Below are 20,430 nucleotides of genomic sequence, written 5' to 3'. Positions count from 1 at the left end.
TCATCGACGTGCAGCCTGGTCACGTGAGCTCCAGCCAGCCATCCTCTTCGACCACCACGTTGGGGAGGCCGTAGACGGAGAGGGTCTCCAGGAACGGCTCGGGATCGAACTGCTCCATGTTGAAGACACCTTCGCCCCTCCACTTGTTGGTGAGCATCATGAGAGCGCCGACCACGGCGGGGACGCCGGTGGTGTAGCTGATCGCCTGCGACTTCACCTCGCGGTAGCACGCCTCGTGGTCGCAGATGTTGTAGATGTAGACCTGCTTCTTCTTGCCGTCCTTGTACCCCTTGGCGATCACGCCGATGCAGGTGCGCCCCTTGGTGAGCGGCCCGAGGCTCCCCGGGTCCGGAAGCACGGCTTTCAGGAACTGCAGCGGGACGATCTTCTGACCGTTGAACTCGACCTCGTCGATGCGGGTCATCCCCACGTTCTGCAGCACCTCCAGGTGCTTCAGGTAGTTGTCCGAGAAGGTCATCCAGAACTGCGCCTTCTTGATGGAGGGGATGTGCTTGACCAGCGACTCCATCTCCTCGTGGTACATGCGGAAGATGTTCATCGGGCCGATGCCGTCCGGGAAGTCGAAGCTACGCTTGGTGGCGAGCGCACCGGTCTCCACCCAGTCCCCGTTCTCCCAGTGACGGCAGGGAGCGGTTACTTCGCGGATGTTGATCTCCGGGTTGAAGTTGGTGGCGAAGGGCTGGCCGTGGTTGCCGGCGTTGGCGTCGATGATGTCGATCTCCACCACCTCGTCCAGGTACTTCTTGGCGGCCAGCGCGGTGAACACGTTGGTGACGCCCGGATCGAAGCCGCTGCCCAGCAGTGCCATCAGCCCCTTCTCCTTGAAGCGGTCCTCATAGGCCCACTGCCAGCTGTACTCGAACTTGGCGGTATCGAGCGGCTCGTAGTTGGCGGTATCCAGATAGTCGACGCCGGTCGCCAGGCAGGCGTCCATGATGGTCAGGTCCTGATAGGGGAGCGCCACGTTGATGACCAGCTTCGGCTGCTCGCGCTTGATGAGCTCGATCAGCTCGGGCACGTTGTCGGCGTCCACCTGGGCGGTCTTCACCGGGAAATCCGGGATCTGCTCGGCGATGGCGCGGCACTTGGATTCGGTGCGCGAAGCGAGGGTGATAGCGGAAATCACGTCTTTGGCCTGGGCGCACTTGTGGGTGACCACCCCGCCGACGCCGCCTGCCCCTATAATCAGTACTTTGCTCATATCTTTCTCACGCTCCTTCTCAGTAATAAAACGTCGGCGGCGTCACCACCCAGAGCAGCATCGCCGCACTCTTGCCAACGTTCTTGACCGCGTGCTTGCGGTCGGAGGAAAAATAGAAACACTCGCCTTTGCTGACGGTATAAAGCTTGTCATCCAGCCTGAGCTGCACCTTGCCGGTGATCACGTAGCCGAACTCCTCGCCCTCGTGAATCGGCTGCTCGTCCATCTCGCCGCCCGGCTCCAGGGTTACCAGCACCGGGTCCATATCGCGGTTCTGGGCGCCCGGCACCAGGAGCTCCACCTTGATGTTGTCGCCGTCGTCGGTCGCCTGAACGCGGGCGTCCTTGCCGAAAACGATGTCCTGGTCCGTCTCCTCGGAGAAGAACTCCTGCATGCTGATCCCGAAGACATCCACGATGTCCTTCAGGGTCGCGATGGAAGGCGAGGTCGCGTCGTTTTCCAGCTGCGAGATGAATCCCTTGGTAAGGTCGGCCCGGCTGGCCAGCTCTTCCTGGGTGAGGGAGTTAACCATCCTCAGCCGTTTCAACCTTTCGCCGATCTTCAAGAAAGCCTCCCGAGTTTAGGAGTGGTAAACAATCTGTATAACCAGCGCACTGTAGCATTTCCGCACACAAAGTCAACGAAAAGTTTAGTGACTCTATACTTCCTGTTTAACATTTAAAACTTGTTAATTTTAATTATAGATGATTTCAGTTATATTTACGACATCTTACGGCACGACACGAGGTTGGCGGCCGTTCGTGCTGAGCTTATCAAAGCACCCTTTGTCCGGCCATTAAAGCCCCCCCTACGGCAGACTCTGGAAGGCTTCGACAGCCTCAGGGCGAACGGCGGTAAGGGCTGGAACACGCCTGTTCAGTTCCCAAAACTCGCTGAAGACGAAAAGAGCGGATCCGACAGGCGCGCTGCCGAATCCGCTCTTTCACCACTCCCCCGCAGTATGCATCACAAGCTACTGCCATTCATCCTCGGGCCTCAATGGCGGTAGCCGCGTCCGTACCTCGTCTCTCTCGGCCAGCGGTCTCTCGGCAACTCCCGCCAGGGGCCGCCCCGCCCTCTCGCGTAATGCCAGCGGTCGTCATGATAGTAGTAGTGATAGCCGCCGTGATAGTAGTATGGGTCATCGCCAAGAACAACCACTCCCGGGAGTGGTGGTGCCACATCCACCTCGTAACCTGTCGGAGCGGGTGCGACGATGCACCCCGGGAGAGCAACCGAGGTAAAGAGCGCTATCGCCACCGCCGTCAGAATCCTTTTCATCTGTTCCTCCTTCACCTCGATGACTGCCGCCAGCCATCAAGAGTCAGCTTCCACAAAGCCGTCCTCTTCGCGGTCAGATCCTCTCTGAATCACGGAGGTTCACTGATATTTTAATCCTTTTCGGCCCTGCTTGATAAGTGCTCAGGCCTGTCCGGATGTGCTCGCGCGCACACTTTCCCACCCACTGCAAACACTCCCTCCCCCTCCGCGGGAGGGTCGGGGTGAGGGAAGCCTCGCATCTTCCAGGATAGTTCCTTGACCCCAACCCTCTCCTGCACGTCATGGGAGAGGTGGATCGAGTGGGGATCGGGGATCGACTGAACGGTTGCTAGTCGCAGAAATAAAAAGACCGGCGCCGAATCTGTCGGCGCCGGTCAAGGCAAACAATGAAGGAGGAAGTGTGATTAGCAGCTGAGGTTCAAGCAGGCGGCCATCGAGCTCTGCAGGTTCCGGACGTGGGCCATCAGGCCGTTGAGGCCGTCGGTGGTCTGGCCGCTGCAGACTTCGTTTACGTGGGTGAAGAGCTCTTCGATTTCCGGCATGGCATTCTGCTCATCGGGGTCCATCAGCATGAGCACCTTCATGCCGATCAGCAGGTTTTCCATCCTGAGTTTCGTCATGGCATCGATCCTGGAGGATTTCAGAGTGCTGAGGCAGCGATTGATCACGTTATAGTTCATGGCGTACCTCCCATTTGGTCTTTGCTGTGGACCCCGAACTCTTTCTCCTATATCCAAGCTCCGTGCCAAGATTCGCGGCTCACCTATTCATGTAAAACAGCCACTTACGCTGCACAGGAAAATCGGCTGAAAACCCGCAAGGTGTGAATTTTCTAACAGCAAGGCATCAGACTCGGTCATCGCTAGCGATAACGGCAAGTTAGCGGCAACTGTAAAAAAGTGAACTGTGAATTTTTTTACAGGTGGCGATGGGGTTAGGTAGGTGATGATAGGTGCCGAAAGCCTAGGGCTCCGCAGGAGGGAATAAAAAAAGGCCGGCACCGCAAGGGGCGCCAGCCATGACCCACCGAAACTTTAGAGTTTGTATCAGCAGCTTAGGTCGAGGCAGGAAACCATCGAGCTCTGCAGCTTGCGCACGTGCTCGAGAAGACCGTTCACGCCGTCGGCAGATTCGCCGGTGCAGACTTCCTTGACATGCAGCAGGAGTTCCTCGAGGTCCGGGGTGCTGTCCTGCCCGGCTATATCGACCAACATGAGCATCTTGATGCCGATCAACAGGCTCTCCATCCTGAGCTTGCTCATTACGTCCATCTTGGAAGACTTCAGGGTGCTAAGGCAACGGTTGATCAGGTTATATTCATTCATGGCGGTACCTCCCGTCGTGATCAGGCTCGTCAACGCGGACACTGCAACCACCATCCAAGGTCCATGCCAAAATTGGATGTTTTTAACCACTCGTAAAATCAGGCATTTACCAGCCGGCCTTTCGCACCTCCCACAGCGCTGAAACTGTGAATATTTTGTCGTCGGCCGGCCTCACCACCATTAGCAACGCAAAATCAAAACCTTACGCTATCACGGTAAAAATACGAACTGTGAATTTTTTTACAGCCATCCCGCTATTCGAAGCGCCGCTCGTCGAAGAGCCTCTTGGTCTTCCTCTCCGAGCGCGGCATGCTGCCGTACTCGACCAGCTCAACCTCGCAGGAGACCAGCAGCGTGTGCTTGATGCCGGAGATGATCCGCTTGCAGACCTGCTCGTCCGGCAACTGCCCGTCCTTGGCGCGCTCCACTCTGATCAGCATGTAGTCGCGTCCGTCGTCCTTGTGCCCCAGGTGAACCTGGTATTCGCTCCCCACCCCATCCACGCGGTTAAGCACCTCGTCGACCTGGCCGGGATAGATGTTCACCCCGCGGAAGATGACCACGTCGTCCGAGCGCCCGAGGATGCGGTCGTGGCGCGGCAAGGTGCAGCCGCACTCGCACTCACCCTCGATCAGGCGGGTGAGGTCGCGCGAGCGGTAGCGGATGAGCGGTGCCCCCTCTTTGCAGAGGGTGGTGAAAACCATCTCGCCCACTTCGCCCGGAGCGACCGGCTCCAAGGTGGCGGGATCCAGGATCTCCAGGATGAAGTGATCGGCCCAGTAGTGGATGGCGCTGCCGTGCCCGCAGGATAGCCCGGTCCCGGGGCCGTACACCTCGGTGAGACCGGTTATGTCGTAGATGTCTTTAACGCCCAGGCACTCCCTCATGGTATCCAACATGGCGGAACTGCTCCGCTCGGCGCCCAAGATGATCTTCTTCAGGTTCAGCTTGTCGCGCAGTCCCTGCCGGTGGACCTCCTCGGCCAGCAGAAGCCCCATGGAGGCGGTGCAGCAGAAGACCGTGGTCTGCAGGTCGATCATCAGGCTGGTCTGCAGCTCCAGGTTGCCGGGGCCGACCGGGATGGCGAGCGCCCCGAACTTCTCGCAGGCCTGCTGGAAACCGATGCCGGCGGTCCACAGGCCGTAGCCCACCGCGATCTGCACCCGGTCTTCCCGGGTGAGCCCGGCCAGCTCATAGCAGCGGGCGAACATGGTCTGCCAGTCGTCGATGTCCTTCTGGGTGTAGCAGAGGACCTTGCGCTTCCCGGTGGTCCCGGAGGAGGCATGGATGCGGACCAGATCCGCGAAGGGTGCGGAGCGCAGGGCGAACGGGTAGCCGGCAGCAAGGTCCTGCGCGGTAAGGAAGGGGAGGCGCCGGATGTCCTGAAGGGAGACGATGCTCTCAGGGGTGACACCGGCCTTCTCCAGCTGCTCACGGTAGAAAGGAGAGTTTTCGAAAGCGTGCCGGACCGTCCACTTCAGCCCGGCTAATTGATGGGTGGCGAGATCGGCGGGGGTGGCTGCTTTGGAGGGGAATCTGCTCAGCATCTGGGTCATGCCTCCTTGGTCTGGCCCAGGCCTGCCGAAAATGCTGCCAGCGCTCGCGCCAATTGTTTTTCCTTGCCGGCCATCTTCTGCTTGATGACAGAGGCGATCTCCTCTGCCGTACAGAAGAGCCGCCCCTGCTCGGCCAGCGCACGCCCCAGCACAATCAGGTTGACCGCCTGCGGGTCGCCCAGGGAAAGGGCCAGCTCGTCGGCGTCAACGGTCACGGTGGGATGGGAAGCCCCCTCCTCCAACTGTTCCTTGGCGTTGGTGGCAATGAAACCGTCCTTCTTCAGGAAGTGGAGGTGCAGGGGCACCGTCTCGGGCTTGAGCGACAGCAGGGCGTCGGCCTGCCCCGGCCGCACCAAGGGGCTGGTAAAGCCGCCGACCTTGAGGTGGGATACCACCACGCCGCCACGCTGTGCCATCCCGTGGGTCTCACTGGTCAATACCGGCAGCCCCTTGGCGATAGCGGTCTCGGCAAGCAGCCTGGTGACGAACAGGATCCCCTGCCCTCCCAGGCCGCAGATGATTATTTGTTGCTCTCTCATGGCGTCTCCTCCCGTTCAATAGCCTTCACTGGGCAGACGTCGAGGCAGACACCGCAGCCGCTGCAGATCATGGGATCGATGACCACCTGCGTGCCGCCGGGGGGGATGGTGAGGGCTGGGCACTCGAAGCGGTCGACGCAGACCCGGCAGCCGGTGCAGGCCTTGCTGACTGTGGGTTGCCGGCGCTTCTGGCGCGGCGCGCTCCGGTCGACCAGGCAGGGGCTCTTGGCGATCACCACCGCCACCCCTGCCGTGTGCGAGAAGGCGAGCGCCTCTTTCAAAAGGGAGGTGAAGGCGGGAAGTTCCAGGGGGTCGGCGGTCTTCACGAAGCCGACGCCGCATCCCTTGACGATGCTTTCGATGTCAACCGGACGGCCTGCCGGAGTGCCGTGGGCCGGGGTCGGCTGGTTGCCGGTCATGGCGGTAGTCACGTTGTCGAGGATCACCAGCACGAAGCGGGCACCTTGAGCCACCGCATCTATGAGCGGCGGGATGCCGGCATGGAAGAAGGTGGAGTCACCCACGGTGGCGATGATGTCGCGCTGCTGCCCGGTCACCCGGTAGGATTGGTAGAAGCCGGCCGCCTGGCTGATGGAGGCGCCCATGCAGAGCACGGTATCGACCCCTCCCAGGTTAATACCCAGCGTGTAGCAGCCGATGTCGCTGGGGTAAATCCCCTTGGGCGCCGCCTTCTTGATGGCATAGAAGCTCGCGCGGTGCGGGCAGCCGGGGCAAAGGGTGGGACGCCTCCCTCCTTTGGCGGCGGCCGGCGGCTCGGCCGGGGCGGGAAGGCCGGCGAAGCGGGCGACGATGCGCTCCACGATCTCCGGCAGCAGTTCGCCCGCCTCGGGGACCATCCCGGAGAGCTTCCCCTGCACCTTGTAGCGGTCTCTGAGCTGCATCTCGATGACGCCGGTGGTCTCTTCCAGCACCAGTATCTCGTCGAAGGCGTTGAGGATGGTCTCGGCGAAGGCGCTGTGGAGCGGATAGGGCTGGATGACCTGGTGGAAGGAGATGGAGTCCCAGAGCCCGAGATCACCCAGGATCTCCTTCACGTAGCTTGCCGCCGGCCCCGAGGCGACCACCGCCTTGCGGCTTTTCACCTGCGGGTTCAGGCAGCGCGGCGCGGTCGGCTCATAGGCGGCGATCTCGGCGAGCTTCTGGTTCAATTCCAGGTGGAGTTGATAGCGGAACTTCGGAGTGGCCGCCCAGCGGGAGGGTTCCTTCTGGAAATCGGCCGCCCTTTTCAGATCCTGTACCGGCAAGAGCTGGACATCCTGGCAGGCATGGCAGACGCGGGTGGTGGGGCGCAGCATGACGGGAATGGAGAACTTCTCGGAGAGCTCGAAGGCGGTGCCGGTCAACTGGCGGGCCTGCTCGGGGGAATCGGGGTCGAGCACCGGGATCTTGGCCACCATCGCCATCATGCGGCTATCCTGCTCGGTCTGGGAGGAGTGCGGGCCGGGGTCGTCGGCGCTCACCACCAGGAAACCGCCGACCACGCCCAGGTAGGCCGCACTCATCAGCGGATCGCTCGCCACGTTGAGCCCCACCTGCTTCATGGCGGTAGCCGCGCGCAGCCCGGTCTGGCTGGCTGTGTAGGCGATCTCCAGCGCGACCTTCTCGTTGACCGCCCATTCGACATGCATCTCCACGCCTTCCTGCGCCTGCCATCCTTGCACGGCGGAGAGGATCTCCGAGGCGGGAGTTCCGGGATAGGAAGCGGCCACCACGCAGCCGTTTTCCACCAGCCCCCGCGCCATGGCCTCGTTTCCTTGCATCAGTCTCTTGTGCTGCTCGTCACTCGACATCTAAACCTCACCGCACCCGGGATGGCTCCGTAGGTGCCTGTCCCGCTTCATTAATTACCACGACCGAAAGGCGCATTTTCACGTCAACGGAAGAGATTGTCAACCACAAAGGTACTCTTACACCTCCACCCGATGCTCTCCGTTTACAGTTCGCATTGTCACGCCCCCCTCTGCCAACTCTCCCTCGCCGCACTTCGCGGGCGGGGGCGGGAGTTAGCTGTAGGGGGTGGCACCCTCACCCGGCCTTCGGCCACCCTCTTCCCTGGAAGGGGCAAGGGTAGACGGCACCAGCCCTTAACCTTGTGCGTTTCCTGGTCAACGGGCCGAAAGAAAGGGGGAAGCCGAAACCGGCTTCCCCCACAACCTACCTCGAAGATATCGTTCAGCGGTCTCAGCCGTGCTCGCGCCCGTGCTCATGCGCCTGGCCAGGCCCCTGATTGGGTTTGGGGGCGCGGCTGCGATACTCGGGACGGTGCATCCGCCCCTGGTACTTCCGTTTGTCGTGGAGGTACCTCTTGTACTCGGCTTCCTTGAAACGCCGGATGTGCTCCACCTTGTACCTGGCGAAGGCAGGCGGATAGGCCGACCTGGGAGTGAACGCCCAGGGGCCGGTGTAATAGGCAGAGCGATACCAGCTACCGCCATAGAAATAAAAGTATTCCCTGCCGTTGTACACCAGGTCGTAGGGGACCCCGACCGCCACGTACATGCCCAGATCGGGCGCGTAGAGGAACTGGGGTGCCGCTTCCAGGTAGATCTCCGGGGCCACCTGATAGGCAGGAGCGGGGGCGATTGCCGGAGCAGGCTTCTGCACGACGATGGTCTGCGGCGGACGCTCGACGATCACGGTGCGAGGCGGCTCTTCCACGATCACCGTCCGGGGCGGACGCTCCACAATGACCGTTTGCGGCGGGCGCTCCACGATGATGGTTTGAGGCGGGGGTTGTACGATCACCGTACGCGGCGGCTCTTGCACCATGACCGTGCGCGGCGGTTGTTGCACGACAACCGGGGGAGGAGGCTGGACCACGGCAACCGGGGCCGGTTCCGCCACCGGAGGAGGCGGGGGCGCGGCGTAGCGCTGACCGGGTATCTGGTTGCCATAGCTATACATGCACTGGACGTAGGCGTTGTCATACCGTCGCTGCGCCTCGCCGGCCGAAATGGCACCCGCGTCCGAGCCGATCGCGCTCCCGAACAGCAGGCCCATGCCGGCACCGATGGCGGCACCCGGGCCGGCGTGTCCGGAAGCGGCGCCCAACAGAGCACCCGCCCCGGCGCCGGCCACAGTTCCCACGGCAGCACCGGTCGCGGTACTCTTCTGGTAGGTTTCATTGACCGGCTGTGCCAACTGACGCTCAGCCCACTGCCGACAGGTGGCGTCTTCGCTCTGGAACTGCTCGAACGATTTCCCTTTGGCCGGCATGACGCTGACGCTGGGGCCCGGCGGAAGCATGGCGCATCCTGCCAAGGCGGCAAGCAGTAAGAAAGGAACAAGCTTACCCGCGTGGTTCATTGGATTCCCTACCTCCAGGTCAAAAATTCATTAGACCTTAAACCACCTGCCCCAGCAATTTCAAGGCATTTTTCGCCCTGCCGTGGAGCGTCCGCCGCTGTTCACGACTAAGCAACAACCAACGCGATTGCACAGGCAAAGGACGAGATAGCGTCCACGGGACGAAATTTCACCCTTTTCCACCACTTCCGATCGCGCTCCGTGCCTGGGACACCGGCAACTCCTCATGATTCCAAAGGCTTAACCGAGTAACCACAGTTTCAGCGGCGTTGGCACGAAATTGGGATGTATTGTGCGGGAAAATCCCGGCGTAGGACCGAAACGAAGCAGAGAAGACGACCGAAAGGACGAAAGGAGAAACCCGCATGAGAACTTTGTCTCTGGCAGTTGCCGGCATCGCACTTGTGGTCTGGCCTTCTTTGGTCTGTGCCGAGGTTTCTCCGGCATTAGTCCAAAAAGTTGTGGCGGCTCGACAGAAAAACGCGACGATGCTGCGCCAGTACACCTGGGAAAGCCGCACCGAGATCACCGAAAACGCCGCGGTAAAGGACATCCGCCTGGAGCAGAACACCTTCGGTCCGGACGGCCAACCGCAGCGCACGCTGATCAACGACCAGGCAGCGCCGCTTCCTTCCGGTTTCCTGCGCAAGAAGATAGCCGAGAAGGAGCGGGATAAGATGGAGACGTATCTGAAGGGATTGCACGCCCTGCTGGACCAATACACGCTCCCCACCGCCGGCAAGACGCTTGACTTTGTGCTACAGGCCCAGGTCACCCCGGCAAATGCCAGCGGCAACCTGCAGTTTTTCCGAGGGAGCGTGGCGGTCCCGGGCGATTCCATGTCGCTCTGGATAGGTGCGGTGGACCTGCAGCCAAAGCGGATGCAGGTGACAACCTTCTACCAGGGGGACCAGATCAACATGACGATTACCTACAAAACCCTCAGCAACGGCTTCACCTATCCCGAGTTCGGCCAGGTGGAGGTGTTCGGCAAGGGAATCACCCTGCAGGTGCACAACTTCAACTACGCGAACCAGAATAACTGATTCCCGGGAAGGGAAGAAATAGCTGCAGCTAAAATGGAGGTAAGGAGGCGTATATGTTGAAAAAAGCACTGTTGGTGGCGGCATTCGCAGTTACCGGAGCCGCTCTGCTGCTATCGCCGGGCGGAGCCCGGGCGGAGAACGTATTCGAGGCGGTGCCCGACGGCGTGAAGGCCTACATCTACGGCTATCCGCTGGTCACCATGGAGATGACTCGGCGGGTGATGACCAACGTGGAGAAGCCCGAGGGAACACGGGCTCCGATGGGACAGTTCGTACGGATGCGCGGCTATCCCACTGCCGCCTTCCGGGATGTGACCGCGCCCAACGCCGATACCCTTTACACCACCGCCTGGATCGACGTGAAACGGGAGCCCTGGGTGTTAACCCTGCCGGACGCCCATGACCGCTACTATCTCTTTCCGATGCTGGACGGCTGGACCGAGGTCTTCCAGGTACCGGGTAAGCGCACCACCGGCACCGGCCGGCAGGTCTATGCCATCACCGGCCCCGGCTGGAAGGGGAAGCTCCCCAACGGGGTGAAACAGTACCAGTCGCCGACCTCGATGGTGTGGCTGCTCGGCCGCATTTACTGCACCGGAACGCCAGAGGATTACGCAGAAGTACACAAACTGCAGGACCAGATCAGCCTCGTTCCGCTGAGCGCCTACGGCAAGCCCTACACTCCCCCGCGCGGCAAGGTCGATCGCTCGGTCGACATGCACACCGCGGTACGGGAGCAGGTGAACGCACTTAGCGCCGACCAGTATTTCAATCTGCTGGCGCGGCTGATGAAGGACAACCCTCCTGCTGCCGCGGACCAGCCGATGCTCGCCAAGATGGCCAAGATCGGGATCGTCCCGGGCAAGCCCTTTGACAGCAAGAAGCTCCCGCTGGCCAAGGACATACCCAAGATCGCCAACGAGAAGATCATGCTCTGGCTCAAAGAGGGGATCGTCACCGGAGACATGAAGGTGGAGAATGGCTGGGCCTTCACCACCAAGGCCGGCATCTATGGCACCGATTACGTCCAACGCGCCCTGGTGACCGCCATCGGCCTGGGAGCCAATCGCCCGCAGGACGCCATCTATCCCACCTCCGAAGGCCCCTCCATCTGGACCAGGTACACCGGGGAGAAGAAGTACGTCATGCACTTTGACCAGGGGATGCTTCCGCCGGTCAAGGGCTTCTGGTCGCTTACCATGTATGACAAAGAGTACTTCTTCGTGCAAAACCCCATCAACCGCCAGAGCATCAGCGCCCGGCAGGCCCTCAAGCCCAACGCCGACGGTTCGGTTGATCTCTACATCCAAAACGAGAACCCGGGACCGGAGAAGGAAGCCAATTGGCTGCCGGCGCCGAAGGACCAGTTCATCCTCATGATGCGGCTGTACTGGCCCAGTGAAGAACCCCCTTCGATCATCGACGGCACCTGGAAGATCCCACCGGTCAAGGCGGTGGAGTAAAGATGGATGCCCCGCTCAGGATGGCTGCTGCAGGCCGCCCGCGACCATAACACCGCAGTTCCAAGCTCAAAGGAGAGGGGGCAAGCTAGCCCCCTCTCCTTTTTTGTTAGGGGAAATTACCTAGAGTGGCTCCCGAAAAGGGATATATTCAGCCGCATCGCTGTCTACAGCACTGACCAAGGAAGATAATTCGTCCCCAATTCACTCCCAACTCGCTTTGCTCATAGTGTTACCGTCTCCGTGAAAGAAGGACCAGCTTTACGTCATATCTCGCATCTGCAAGAGCTTACTCTCTATTTAGTCGTTAACTTCCTGTTAGCCGGATGTGCTGAGACCACGGCATCAAGGCAGCAGGTATCGTCAAAGCTTATGCACTTGACCAACTAAGAGTGCAAGCCCGCTGAAATAGTAATCTCCGACCGTACCGAACACACCTGGACCGCAACCTGTATCGGTGTCAAATATTACTGCACCGACACGCCATCCCCTTTCTGTGTTCATGGCAGCATGAGATTCAAATAACGGAAGAACGGTGCCCGTAACAGACAAGGCGACTTTTGCTGCCGGGCATCGAGGATGCTCCCCCATCTGAAAAGCAAAAAGCCTCTATCTGTGCTCAGATAGAGGCTTCATAAACAACTGGTGCGAGAGGGGGGACGTGAACCCTGCGGGGTTACCCCTCCAGATGTGTATTCGTATAGTATTTCGTCACCATCGGCGAATAAAAAACTTTATGTTCACCAAGATACTTTATCCAGTTGAACGAGTTGAACACCTCGTGATGTGTTGGATTTACATATATGAAGGTGACGTGCCTCGGGTTGGTGAGGAGGGTTTCTTCTATGCGGGTGAGTGCGGCCAGAAGCGTATCACTACCAAATGGATTGGCAAGGAAGAACATCGTTCCATCGGTGTAATCGGCTTCGGCTACATCCTGAACACGCACTTCGATTGGTGAGATGCGCCCCTTCATGGAACGTGCATTGCTTTCGGCCTTCGAAGCAAGTGTGGGACTGATTTCTATGCCAACACATTTGCTGACGCCTTTTCTCGCAACAAGACACAACACTCTGCCCATACCGCAGCCCAGGTCATAGAAGACATCGTGGGATCTCAGGGGTATGTGGTCGAGAATAGCTGGTAGAAGGAGATATGGGGCCGAACCGGTACGGTAACAGTCATGAAAGAGGGTATTTTCGACAAGCTCTTGGCTATGCCAGAAGCTCATCGTATCGATGTTTAACCTCAGGTCCACAACCCTATCCCATGTCTTCTTTATCTCGTTTTTCGACTTGCGATACAAGCTCTCTTGAACCGTCATACCCCCCCTCCTTGGTTCCAGCTGTCCGTTGTCCTTTTAACGGGTGAAGCCGCCCACGCCTGCACGGCAAGCGTAGTAAAAAGTAGTGGTACAGGACGCTGTGAAGCGATGCTGATCCGTTTTAAGCCCTGGTTCTCCTCATCTTGTGATAGTGGTGCCAGCCTTCAAGAGTATCGTGATATTGGAGACGGTCAATGCTACTTTTATTTGTGCAATTCTTTTAGATTCACAAAATCTTGCACCTCCTGGCATCTAGGGCTGTGGATGAAGAGTGGATTTCGATCCTTATCACTTGCGCCATCGGATTGGGTGCATTGATTTCGGGAAATGCCTGCTGGATCGTCGCAGCGCATTCCCGGTTTACGATAATCTGTTCTTTCCCCACCGAAGGCATTTTCCGCTTCTTTGGGGATCATACGTCTATTCAGGGGAACGGGAGGCGAGGAACAGGGGGAGGATACGGTGAATCGAGAGGATTTCGCAGGTTGCTGCGCTGAATTTGCACTAGTTATGGTGATAGCAACAAAAAAAGCCTTGCAGAATAACCTGCAAGGCTTTGATCTTATTACTGGTGCGAGAGAGGGGACTTGAACCCCTACGAGTTACCCCGCCAGATCCTAAGTCTGGTGCGTCTGCCATTCCGCCACTCTCGCAGGCTACAAACGACAAACCCCGTTTGCACGGGGTTCTTTTTTATTTGGGGTGGGTAGAGGGATTTGAACCCTCGAATGTACGAGTCACAGTCGTATGTGTTGACCACTTCACCATACCCACCATATTTAGTTTTGGTACGCCTGAGAGGGTTCGAACCTCTGACCTACGGCTTAGAAGGCCGTTGCTCTATCCAACTGAGCTACAGGCGCGTAAGCTTGAGGTGGTCGGGGTGAGAGGATTCGAACCTCCGGCCCCCTGCTCCCAAGGCAGGTGCGCTAGCCAGGCTGCGCTACACCCCGTCCTTTCAAGAACCACTCTTATAGCATAGCCATCTGGGCCGTGCAAGCTTTTTTAGTCCCGTCGCCACATTTCTCGGAGCCGCACCTTTCAGCTATTTCCCCGACAAGGCCGCCTTCAGCATCTGCATGGCCCTGCCCCGGTGGCTGATGGCGTTCTTGATCTCCATGGGGAGCTCGGAGAAGGTCTGACCGTACTCGGGGACCAGGAAGAGCGGGTCGTAGCCGAAGCCCCCCTCCCCTCTGGGCGCCTCCAGGATGACGCCGGGGAGCGAGCCGTCGAAGGTCTGGCAGCTGCCGTCGGGCTGGCAAAGGGCGATCACGCAGTGGAAGGCCCCCGTCCGCTTTTCAGTGGGGACCCCCTCCAGCTCGCGCAAAAGGAGGGCGTTGTTGTCGGCATCGCTCGCCCCCTCGCCGGCAAAGCGCGCCGAGTACACGCCGGGACGGCCGTCCAGGTAATCCACGGAGAGCCCGGAGTCGTCGGCCAACACCGGCTTGCCGGTGAAAACGGCCGCCGAGAGCGCCTTCTTGATGGCGTTCGCCTCGAAGGTAGCGCCGTCCTCCTCCACCTCCGGCAGTCCACCGGGGAGGTCGGCCGGCGACAGGACGGTACCCACCACCCCTTTCAACAGCTCCCGGAATTCCTTGAGCTTCCCCTTGTTGCCGGTGGCGACGATCAGCTCCTTCATCCCTTGAGCGCCTCCCGCTGGATGTCGAACAGCTGGGTGAGCCCCAGGATGGCATGGCTGCGCATGGCGTCCATCTGCTCCAGGGTGAAGGGCTCGGCTTCCGCGGTTCCCTGCACCTCCACGAAACGCATGGAAGAGGTCATCACGAAGTTCATGTCCACCTCGGCGCTGGAATCCTCAGGGTAGTCGAGGTCGAGGAAGGGAACGCCGTCGATGATGCCGACGCTGACGGCGGCGACCGCCTCCCGCAGCGGGGACTTGGCGAGCTCGCCTTCGTCCACCAGGGTCTGCAGTGCGTCGGCCAGAGCCACGTAGCCGCCGGTGATGGAAGCGGTCCGGGTGCCGCCATCGGCCTGGATGACGTCGCAGTCGATCAGGATGGAGCGCTCGCCCAACGCCTCCAGGTCGACCACAGCACGCAACGACCTGCCGATCAGCCTCTGGATCTCATGGGTGCGGCCGGTCAGCTTTCCTTTGGACGACTCCCGCTGGTTCCTGGTGTGGGTCGCGCGCGGCAGCATGCAGTATTCGGCGGTCACCCAGCCGGTCCCTTTCCCCTTCAGGAAGGGGGGGACTTTCGGCTCTACCGTCGCGTTGCAGATCACCTTGGTATCACCGAACTCGATCAGCACCGATCCCTCGGCGTGTTTCAGATAGTTCCTGGTTATCTTTATTTCCCTCAGGGCATCAGCGGCCCGACCGTCTTTACGAGTCATGCTTTCCATCCTTTATTGATTCTGTAGTTGCGCCACGGGCTCTAATCCTGTCCGTGAAGGTTGCTGCGGAACTTCGATACCCAGCCGAGGTGCCGGATGAACGAAGAATTCATTGCTTCTGCGGCCACTGCCCCAGCACCGGCGAGTAGAGGACCTTTCCCCGGCCGTTGTTGTCGAAGATCTTGGGAGCGGAGCTTCCCCACCAGTTGCCCGGCGCCCGGAACTCCTCCACCCCCGCGTTGTAGAGATCGTACCCGGCATTCTCGTAGATGGCGTTGTCCCACACCACCGAGGCGCCGTCGAAGACGACCAGGCCGTTTTGGCCGTTGCCGGTGATCCGGTTGCCGTTCACCCGCATGCGCGAACCGGTGAGGGAGATGCCGTACTCCCGGTTGTTGGCGAGCTTGGCGCCGGCCACCGTCCCCTCGCAGGCCATCAGCGACACGCCGCTGCCGTTGCTGAGCAGGGCGCCCCCCTGGATCTTCAGCCGGCTGCCGTCGGCGCTCAACGCCGTCTGGTTGCCGGAGAGGTTTCCCTCGAAGAGGTAGATGGAACTGCGCTTGGCGACCACTCCCTGGCGATTACCCACCACGCTTATGTTGCGCAGGGTGCTCTCGCTTTCCACTAAGCTCAGGCCGGTGTCGCAACCGTGCGCGCCCCCGCCGTCCATGAAGAGCAGGGCGTCCTGGAAGCGCATGCCGACCTGTGAGCGCTCGGCCAGGACGTTCTTCAGGGTCACGTTGGAGAAGAGCACCTCCAGCGCGGTCTGCGCCCCCTCGATCCGGCAGTTCTCCAGCAGGTTCTTCTTCTCGGTGCCGAGCAGCATCATCCCCTGCCAGTCGCCGGCGGCGGCCGTGGCAAAGCCGGAGGTGAAGATCACCGGCGCCTCCTTGGTGCCGGTGGCGACCACCCGCCCCTGCACGACCAGAAGCGGCGCCTGTCCGCCCTTGCGGCGGAAATGGATCACGGTGCCGGGCTCGATGGTCAGCGTCGCCTGCGGGGCCACCGTCAGCGCCCCCTCGACCAGCACCTCTCCACGCCAGACCAGGTCCTCGGTGAGCATCCGGTCCCCGTAAACGAGGGAGGGATTGAGTGAGGCCTCGCTGCGGGGAGCCGTTTCCGCCCGCGGTGCGGCTGTCGGTGCGGCTGTCGGTGAGGCTGCCGGGGCGGTGACGGGTGCCGCCTGCCTCGGCTGGCTCTCCGGCGAGGGCTGGACCCGTTGTCCCTGCCCTTCCCCTGCCTGCTGGCCTGATCCCTGCTGGCCGACAGAAGGCTCCGCCGGCGGCTTGGCAGCGGCCGGCTGGGAGGGAGTCCCGGACACCCAACGGTAGACGTTGTCGAAGATGCCAGCGTGCGCGGGCGCGCAGGCGAAGAGGGCCATCCAGAGTGACAGCCCGAGTTTGGCGAGATAGTTTGGACGCATCATGTCGTGGGGAGCAGCAGGCTTTCCTGGTGGTAGATCTTGTTCTTGCCGCAGCGCTTGGCGCGGTAGAGGAGCGAATCGACGATGTTGAAGAGTTCATCCATGTTGTCGGCGTTGTCGGGATAGCTCGCCACCCCGATGGAAACCGTGACACCGCGGGTGGCGGTCCCCACCAGGTGCTTGGCGGTGCCACCCTCGATCGCCTTGCGGAGCCTTTCCGCCGCCAAGAGCGCATTCTCCAGCTTGGTCTCCGGCAGGAGCACGATGAACTCCTCGCCGCCGTAACGGAAGGCGACGTCGACCCCGCGCACCGTCTGCAGGATCAAGCCGCCCAAAAGGCGCAAAAGGTCGTCGCCGGTGGCGTGGCCGAAGCTGTCGTTGTAGTCCTTGAAATTGTCCACGTCCAGCATGATCACGGAGAACGGCTTGTGGTAGCGCCGGGCGCGCCCCATCTCCTGCTTAAAGAAATGCTTGAAGTAGCGGTGGTTGTGCAGGCCGGTCAGCGAGTCGGTGATGGCCAGCACCTTGGTCCGCTTGTGCAGGGTGGCGTTGTTGATCGCCATCGCCGCGAAGGAGGCCAGGATGGAGAGGAGGTTGACCTTGTCGTGGTCGAAGCTCCTGGCGACGAAATCGTTCAGGTACAGGATCCCCACCATGCGCCCCTGGTAGGTGAGCGGCACGCAGACCAGCGAGCGGATCCCCTCCTTGATGGCGATCGGGTTGTTGAAGAAGGGGGTTTTTTCGGTGTCCTCCACGAAGAAGATCTCGCCCGCCTTCAGCACCTGCTCGGAAAGCCCGCCCGGCGTCATCGACCAGCGCTCCATCTTGACGAATTCGGAGCTCAGGCCGTGGTGGGCATGGAGACTCAGCTCACGCTTGGACTCGAAGTAGAGAGCGATGCTCCCCGCCGGGGTCTCGACCAACCCCATGGCGCTGGAGAGGATCGCCTGCAGGACGGTGTCGAGATCCAGGGTGGACACCACCGCCTTGGCGACCTCGATCAGGTCCTGCAGCCCCTTCACCTGGGTCTCCAGCGTACTCGTTTTGCAACCATCACACTCGACCACGGCAGCCTCTCCCGGGAAAATTAACCCGGTATAAATAGCACAACCATCAGGTACTTGTAAATGAAGAAGCCGCTAAGCTCAAGCGACATCGGCCCTTTTTGGCGGGCCAGAAATTTTAATGCATTAACCCTTGACTTCACCATACATCTTGTGGTTTATATCTCCGCGCGCCACAAAATGTGGTGGAAACAGCCAAAACAGATCATCATGATATTTTCCCAAAGGAGATCGGAGCGTTATGAAAAAAGCGGCCGAAAAAGGGGCCATCTCGGGCCTGTCGAAAAACGCACTCACCGTACTTGAAAAGCGCTACCTGAAGAGGGACACCACCGGCAAGACCCTGGAGACACCTGCCGACATGTTCCGCCGCGTGGCGACCACCATCGCCCAGGCCGATCTCAGGTTCAACGACAAGGCCGACGTCAAAACGCTCAGCGACAAGTTCTACGACCTGATGACCCACTTCGAGTTCCTCCCCAACTCCCCGACCCTGATGAACGCCGGTCGCGAGCTGGGTCAGCTCTCCGCCTGCTTCGTGCTGCCGGTGGGCGACTCCATGGAGGAGATCTTCGAATCCGTCAAGCACACCGCCCTGATCCACAAGTCCGGCGGCGGCACCGGCTTCTCCTTCGCCCGTCTGCGCCCCGCCAACGACGTGGTCATGTCCACCACCGGCATCTCCTCGGGCCCGCTCTCCTTCATGAAGGTGTTCGACGTGGCCACCGAGACCATCAAGCAGGGTGGTACCCGCCGCGGGGCCAACATGGCGATCCTCAGGGTCGACCATCCGGACATCATGGACTTCATCATGTGCAAGGCCGACCAGCGCCATCTGAACAACTTCAACATCTCGGTCGGCATCACCGAAGACTTCATGAAGGCGGTGGACACCGATTCCGATTACACCCTGATCAACCCGCGCGACAAGAAGCCGGCCGGCACCCAGAACGCCCGCAAGGTCTTCAGCCGCATCGTCAAGCAGGCCTGGGAGAACGGCGAGCCGGGGATCATCTTCCTGGACCGCCTGAACAAGCACAACCCGACCCCGCACATCGGCGAGATCGAGTCCACCAACCCCTGCGGCGAGCAGCCGCTTTTGCCCTACGAGTCCTGCAACCTGGGCTCCATCAACCTGGGGAAGCTGGTCATCCACGGCCGGGTCAACTGGGAGCGCCTGAAGGAGGTCGTGCACCTCGCCGTCCACTTCCTGGACAACGTCATCGAGGTGAACAACTACCCGCTCGAGCAGATCGACCAGATGACCCGCTCCAACCGCAAGATCGGCCTGGGGGTCATGGGGTGGGCGGACATGCTGATCGCCCTGGGCATCGCCTACAACTCCGAGGAGGCGGTGGAACTGGGGGGCCAGGTGATGAAGTTCATCGACGACGAGGCGAAGGTGGCCTCCCGCGCGCTCGCCAAGACGCGCGGCGCCTTCCCGAACTTCAAGGGCTCCATCTACGACCGTCCGGGCGCCGAGCCGATCCGTAACGCCACCGTTACCACCATCGCGCCGACCGGCACCATCTCCATCATCGCCAACGCCTCCTCCGGCGTGGAGCCGCTCTTCGCGGTCTCCTACGTCCGCCAGGTGATGGACAAGAACATCCTGGTCGAGGTCAACCCTCACTTCGAGCGGATCGCCAAGGCCGAAGGGTTCTACAGCCAGGAGCTCATGGAGCGGATCGCCGAGCACGGCACCGTGCACGGCATCGACGAGGTCCCGGAGGGCGTGCGCGAGCTGTTCGTCACCGCCCACGACATCACCCCGGAGGAGCACGTCTACATGCAGGCGGCCTTCCAGAAATACACCGACAACGCCGTCTCCAAGACCGTCAACTTCCCCAACCACGCCACCATGGACGACGTCGAGAAGGTGTACCGTCTGGCCTACGAGACCAACTGCAAGGGTGTCACCATCTACCGCGACGGCTCCCGCGACGAGCAGGTGCTCTCCACCGGCAAGAAGGAAGAGCCGAAGGTCGCCGCTCCGGCACCGGTCTACGAGGATAAGCGCAGCGTCAAGCGCGAGCGTCCCAAGGCCCTCAAAGGGTGGACCTACCAGATGCAGACCGGCTGCGGTCCGCTCTACATCACCATCAACGAGGACGCCAGCGGCCTCTTCGAAGTCTTCACCACCATGGGCAAGGCCGGCGGTTGCGCCGCCTCCCAGTGCGAGGCGATCGGGCGCATGGTATCTTTGGCCTGGAGAAGCGGCGTGCAGGCCCGCTCCGTCGTCAAGCAGCTCCTGGGCATCTCCTGCCACTCGCCGAGCGGCTTCGGCGACAACAAGGTGCTCTCCTGCTCCGACGCGGTGGCCAAGGCGATCCAGAGCCACCTGACCATCACCGGCCATGCCGACGTGGTCGAGACCGCGGTGTTCGACAAGGGGGCCTGCCCCGAGTGCGGCGGCGTGGTCGAGCACGAAGGCGGCTGCGCAGTCTGCCGCGTGTGCGGCTACTCCGAGTGCGCGTAAGCTAGCTCCTCACAACCAGCCATGCTGGG

General features: G+C 60.8%; 17 protein-coding genes and 4 tRNA genes. 3 read left to right on the top strand and 18 right to left on the bottom strand.

Features of this window, described 5'->3' with window-relative positions:
• Positions 1-19: 19 nt before the first annotated feature.
• The 9 genes from VJ604_RS00925 to VJ604_RS00885 form a co-directional block, all read right to left on the bottom strand.
• Entirely contained in the window at positions 20-1,222 is a 1,203-nt protein-coding gene (locus VJ604_RS00925) for a saccharopine dehydrogenase family protein (RefSeq protein WP_324079502.1), read from the bottom strand.
• A gap of 19 nt (positions 1,223-1,241) precedes the next feature.
• Positions 1,242-1,787 (bottom strand): type II toxin-antitoxin system RelB family anti-toxin, encoded by a 546-nt coding sequence (gene relB, locus VJ604_RS00920; protein WP_324079501.1) that lies wholly within the window; start codon positions 1,785-1,787, stop codon positions 1,242-1,244.
• Positions 1,788-2,218: 431 nt separating this feature from the next.
• Positions 2,219-2,404 (bottom strand): hypothetical protein, encoded by a 186-nt coding sequence (locus tag VJ604_RS00915; protein ID WP_324079500.1) that lies wholly within the window; start codon positions 2,402-2,404, stop codon positions 2,219-2,221.
• 503 nt (positions 2,405-2,907) lie between these two features.
• The gene (locus VJ604_RS00910; protein WP_324079499.1) at positions 2,908-3,183 is read right to left on the bottom strand and encodes a hypothetical protein; all 276 of its coding nucleotides are present in this window, start codon (positions 3,181-3,183) and stop codon (positions 2,908-2,910) included.
• Between the two features lie 366 nt (positions 3,184-3,549).
• Positions 3,550-3,828: a hypothetical protein gene (locus VJ604_RS00905; RefSeq protein ID WP_324079498.1), complete on the bottom strand. Its 279-nt coding sequence runs from the start codon at positions 3,826-3,828 to the stop codon at positions 3,550-3,552.
• 254 nt (positions 3,829-4,082) lie between these two features.
• Positions 4,083-5,375: a phenylacetate--CoA ligase gene (locus VJ604_RS00900; protein WP_324079497.1), complete on the bottom strand. Its 1,293-nt coding sequence runs from the start codon at positions 5,373-5,375 to the stop codon at positions 4,083-4,085.
• A gap of 5 nt (positions 5,376-5,380) precedes the next feature.
• Positions 5,381-5,923 carry an indolepyruvate oxidoreductase subunit beta gene (locus tag VJ604_RS00895; protein WP_324079496.1) on the bottom strand — a complete coding sequence of 181 codons (543 nt, stop codon included), beginning with the start codon at positions 5,921-5,923 and terminating at the stop codon, positions 5,381-5,383.
• Positions 5,920-7,734 (bottom strand): thiamine pyrophosphate-dependent enzyme, encoded by a 1,815-nt coding sequence (locus VJ604_RS00890; protein ID WP_324079495.1) that lies wholly within the window; start codon positions 7,732-7,734, stop codon positions 5,920-5,922. The genes VJ604_RS00895 and VJ604_RS00890 overlap by 4 nt, the downstream gene beginning before the upstream one ends.
• Before the next feature lie 391 nt (positions 7,735-8,125).
• Positions 8,126-9,190, bottom strand: coding sequence for a YMGG-like glycine zipper-containing protein (locus VJ604_RS00885; RefSeq protein ID WP_324079494.1), 1,065 nt, complete (start codon positions 9,188-9,190; stop codon positions 8,126-8,128).
• A gap of 425 nt (positions 9,191-9,615) precedes the next feature.
• Here VJ604_RS00885 and VJ604_RS00880 point away from each other — a divergent pair, with 425 nt between their 5' ends.
• Both VJ604_RS00880 and VJ604_RS00875 read left to right on the top strand, forming a co-directional pair.
• Positions 9,616-10,296: a hypothetical protein gene (locus tag VJ604_RS00880; RefSeq protein ID WP_324079493.1), complete on the top strand. Its 681-nt coding sequence runs from the start codon at positions 9,616-9,618 to the stop codon at positions 10,294-10,296.
• Between the two features lie 53 nt (positions 10,297-10,349).
• The gene (locus VJ604_RS00875; RefSeq protein ID WP_324079492.1) at positions 10,350-11,759 is read left to right on the top strand and encodes a DUF1254 domain-containing protein; all 1,410 of its coding nucleotides are present in this window, start codon (positions 10,350-10,352) and stop codon (positions 11,757-11,759) included.
• Between the two features lie 673 nt (positions 11,760-12,432).
• On the opposite strand, the gene VJ604_RS00870 is transcribed toward VJ604_RS00875, so the two are convergent.
• The 9 genes from VJ604_RS00870 to VJ604_RS00830 all read right to left on the bottom strand — a co-directional run bounded on the left by VJ604_RS00870 (position 12,433) and on the right by VJ604_RS00830 (position 17,925).
• Positions 12,433-13,080 carry a class I SAM-dependent methyltransferase gene (locus VJ604_RS00870; protein WP_324079491.1) on the bottom strand — a complete coding sequence of 216 codons (648 nt, stop codon included), beginning with the start codon at positions 13,078-13,080 and terminating at the stop codon, positions 12,433-12,435.
• Between the two features lie 569 nt (positions 13,081-13,649).
• Positions 13,650-13,733: transfer RNA gene (locus VJ604_RS00865), tRNA-Leu, on the bottom strand.
• Positions 13,734-13,778: 45 nt separating this feature from the next.
• Positions 13,779-13,854: transfer RNA gene (locus VJ604_RS00860), tRNA-His, on the bottom strand.
• A gap of 12 nt (positions 13,855-13,866) precedes the next feature.
• Positions 13,867-13,943 (bottom strand) — tRNA-Arg (locus VJ604_RS00855).
• A gap of 12 nt (positions 13,944-13,955) precedes the next feature.
• A tRNA-Pro gene (locus VJ604_RS00850) sits at positions 13,956-14,033 on the bottom strand.
• A gap of 92 nt (positions 14,034-14,125) precedes the next feature.
• Positions 14,126-14,719, bottom strand: a complete 594-nt coding sequence (locus VJ604_RS00845; protein WP_324079490.1) for an XTP/dITP diphosphatase — start codon at positions 14,717-14,719, stop codon at positions 14,126-14,128.
• Positions 14,716-15,435 (bottom strand): ribonuclease PH, encoded by a 720-nt coding sequence (rph, locus tag VJ604_RS00840; RefSeq protein ID WP_324079489.1) that lies wholly within the window; start codon positions 15,433-15,435, stop codon positions 14,716-14,718. Before rph ends, VJ604_RS00845 begins: the two co-directional genes overlap by 4 nt.
• A 109-nt stretch (positions 15,436-15,544) precedes the next feature.
• Positions 15,545-16,861, bottom strand: a complete 1,317-nt coding sequence (locus VJ604_RS00835; protein ID WP_324079488.1) for a beta-helix domain-containing protein — start codon at positions 16,859-16,861, stop codon at positions 15,545-15,547.
• Positions 16,858-17,925, bottom strand: a complete 1,068-nt coding sequence (locus VJ604_RS00830; RefSeq protein WP_324079487.1) for a diguanylate cyclase — start codon at positions 17,923-17,925, stop codon at positions 16,858-16,860. The genes VJ604_RS00835 and VJ604_RS00830 overlap by 4 nt, the downstream gene beginning before the upstream one ends.
• 238 nt (positions 17,926-18,163) lie before the next feature.
• Between VJ604_RS00830 and VJ604_RS00825 the strand changes: the two genes are divergently transcribed.
• Complete coding sequence (locus VJ604_RS00825) at positions 18,164-20,401, top strand: vitamin B12-dependent ribonucleotide reductase (protein ID WP_324079486.1); 2,238 nt, start codon at positions 18,164-18,166, stop codon at positions 20,399-20,401.
• The last annotated feature ends 29 nt before the right edge of the window (positions 20,402-20,430 follow it).

The organism is Geomonas sp. (assembly GCF_035254065.1).
GTDB lineage: Bacteria > Desulfobacterota > Desulfuromonadia > Geobacterales > Geobacteraceae > Geomonas.
This window is presented reverse-complemented; position numbering and strand designations above follow the sequence as displayed.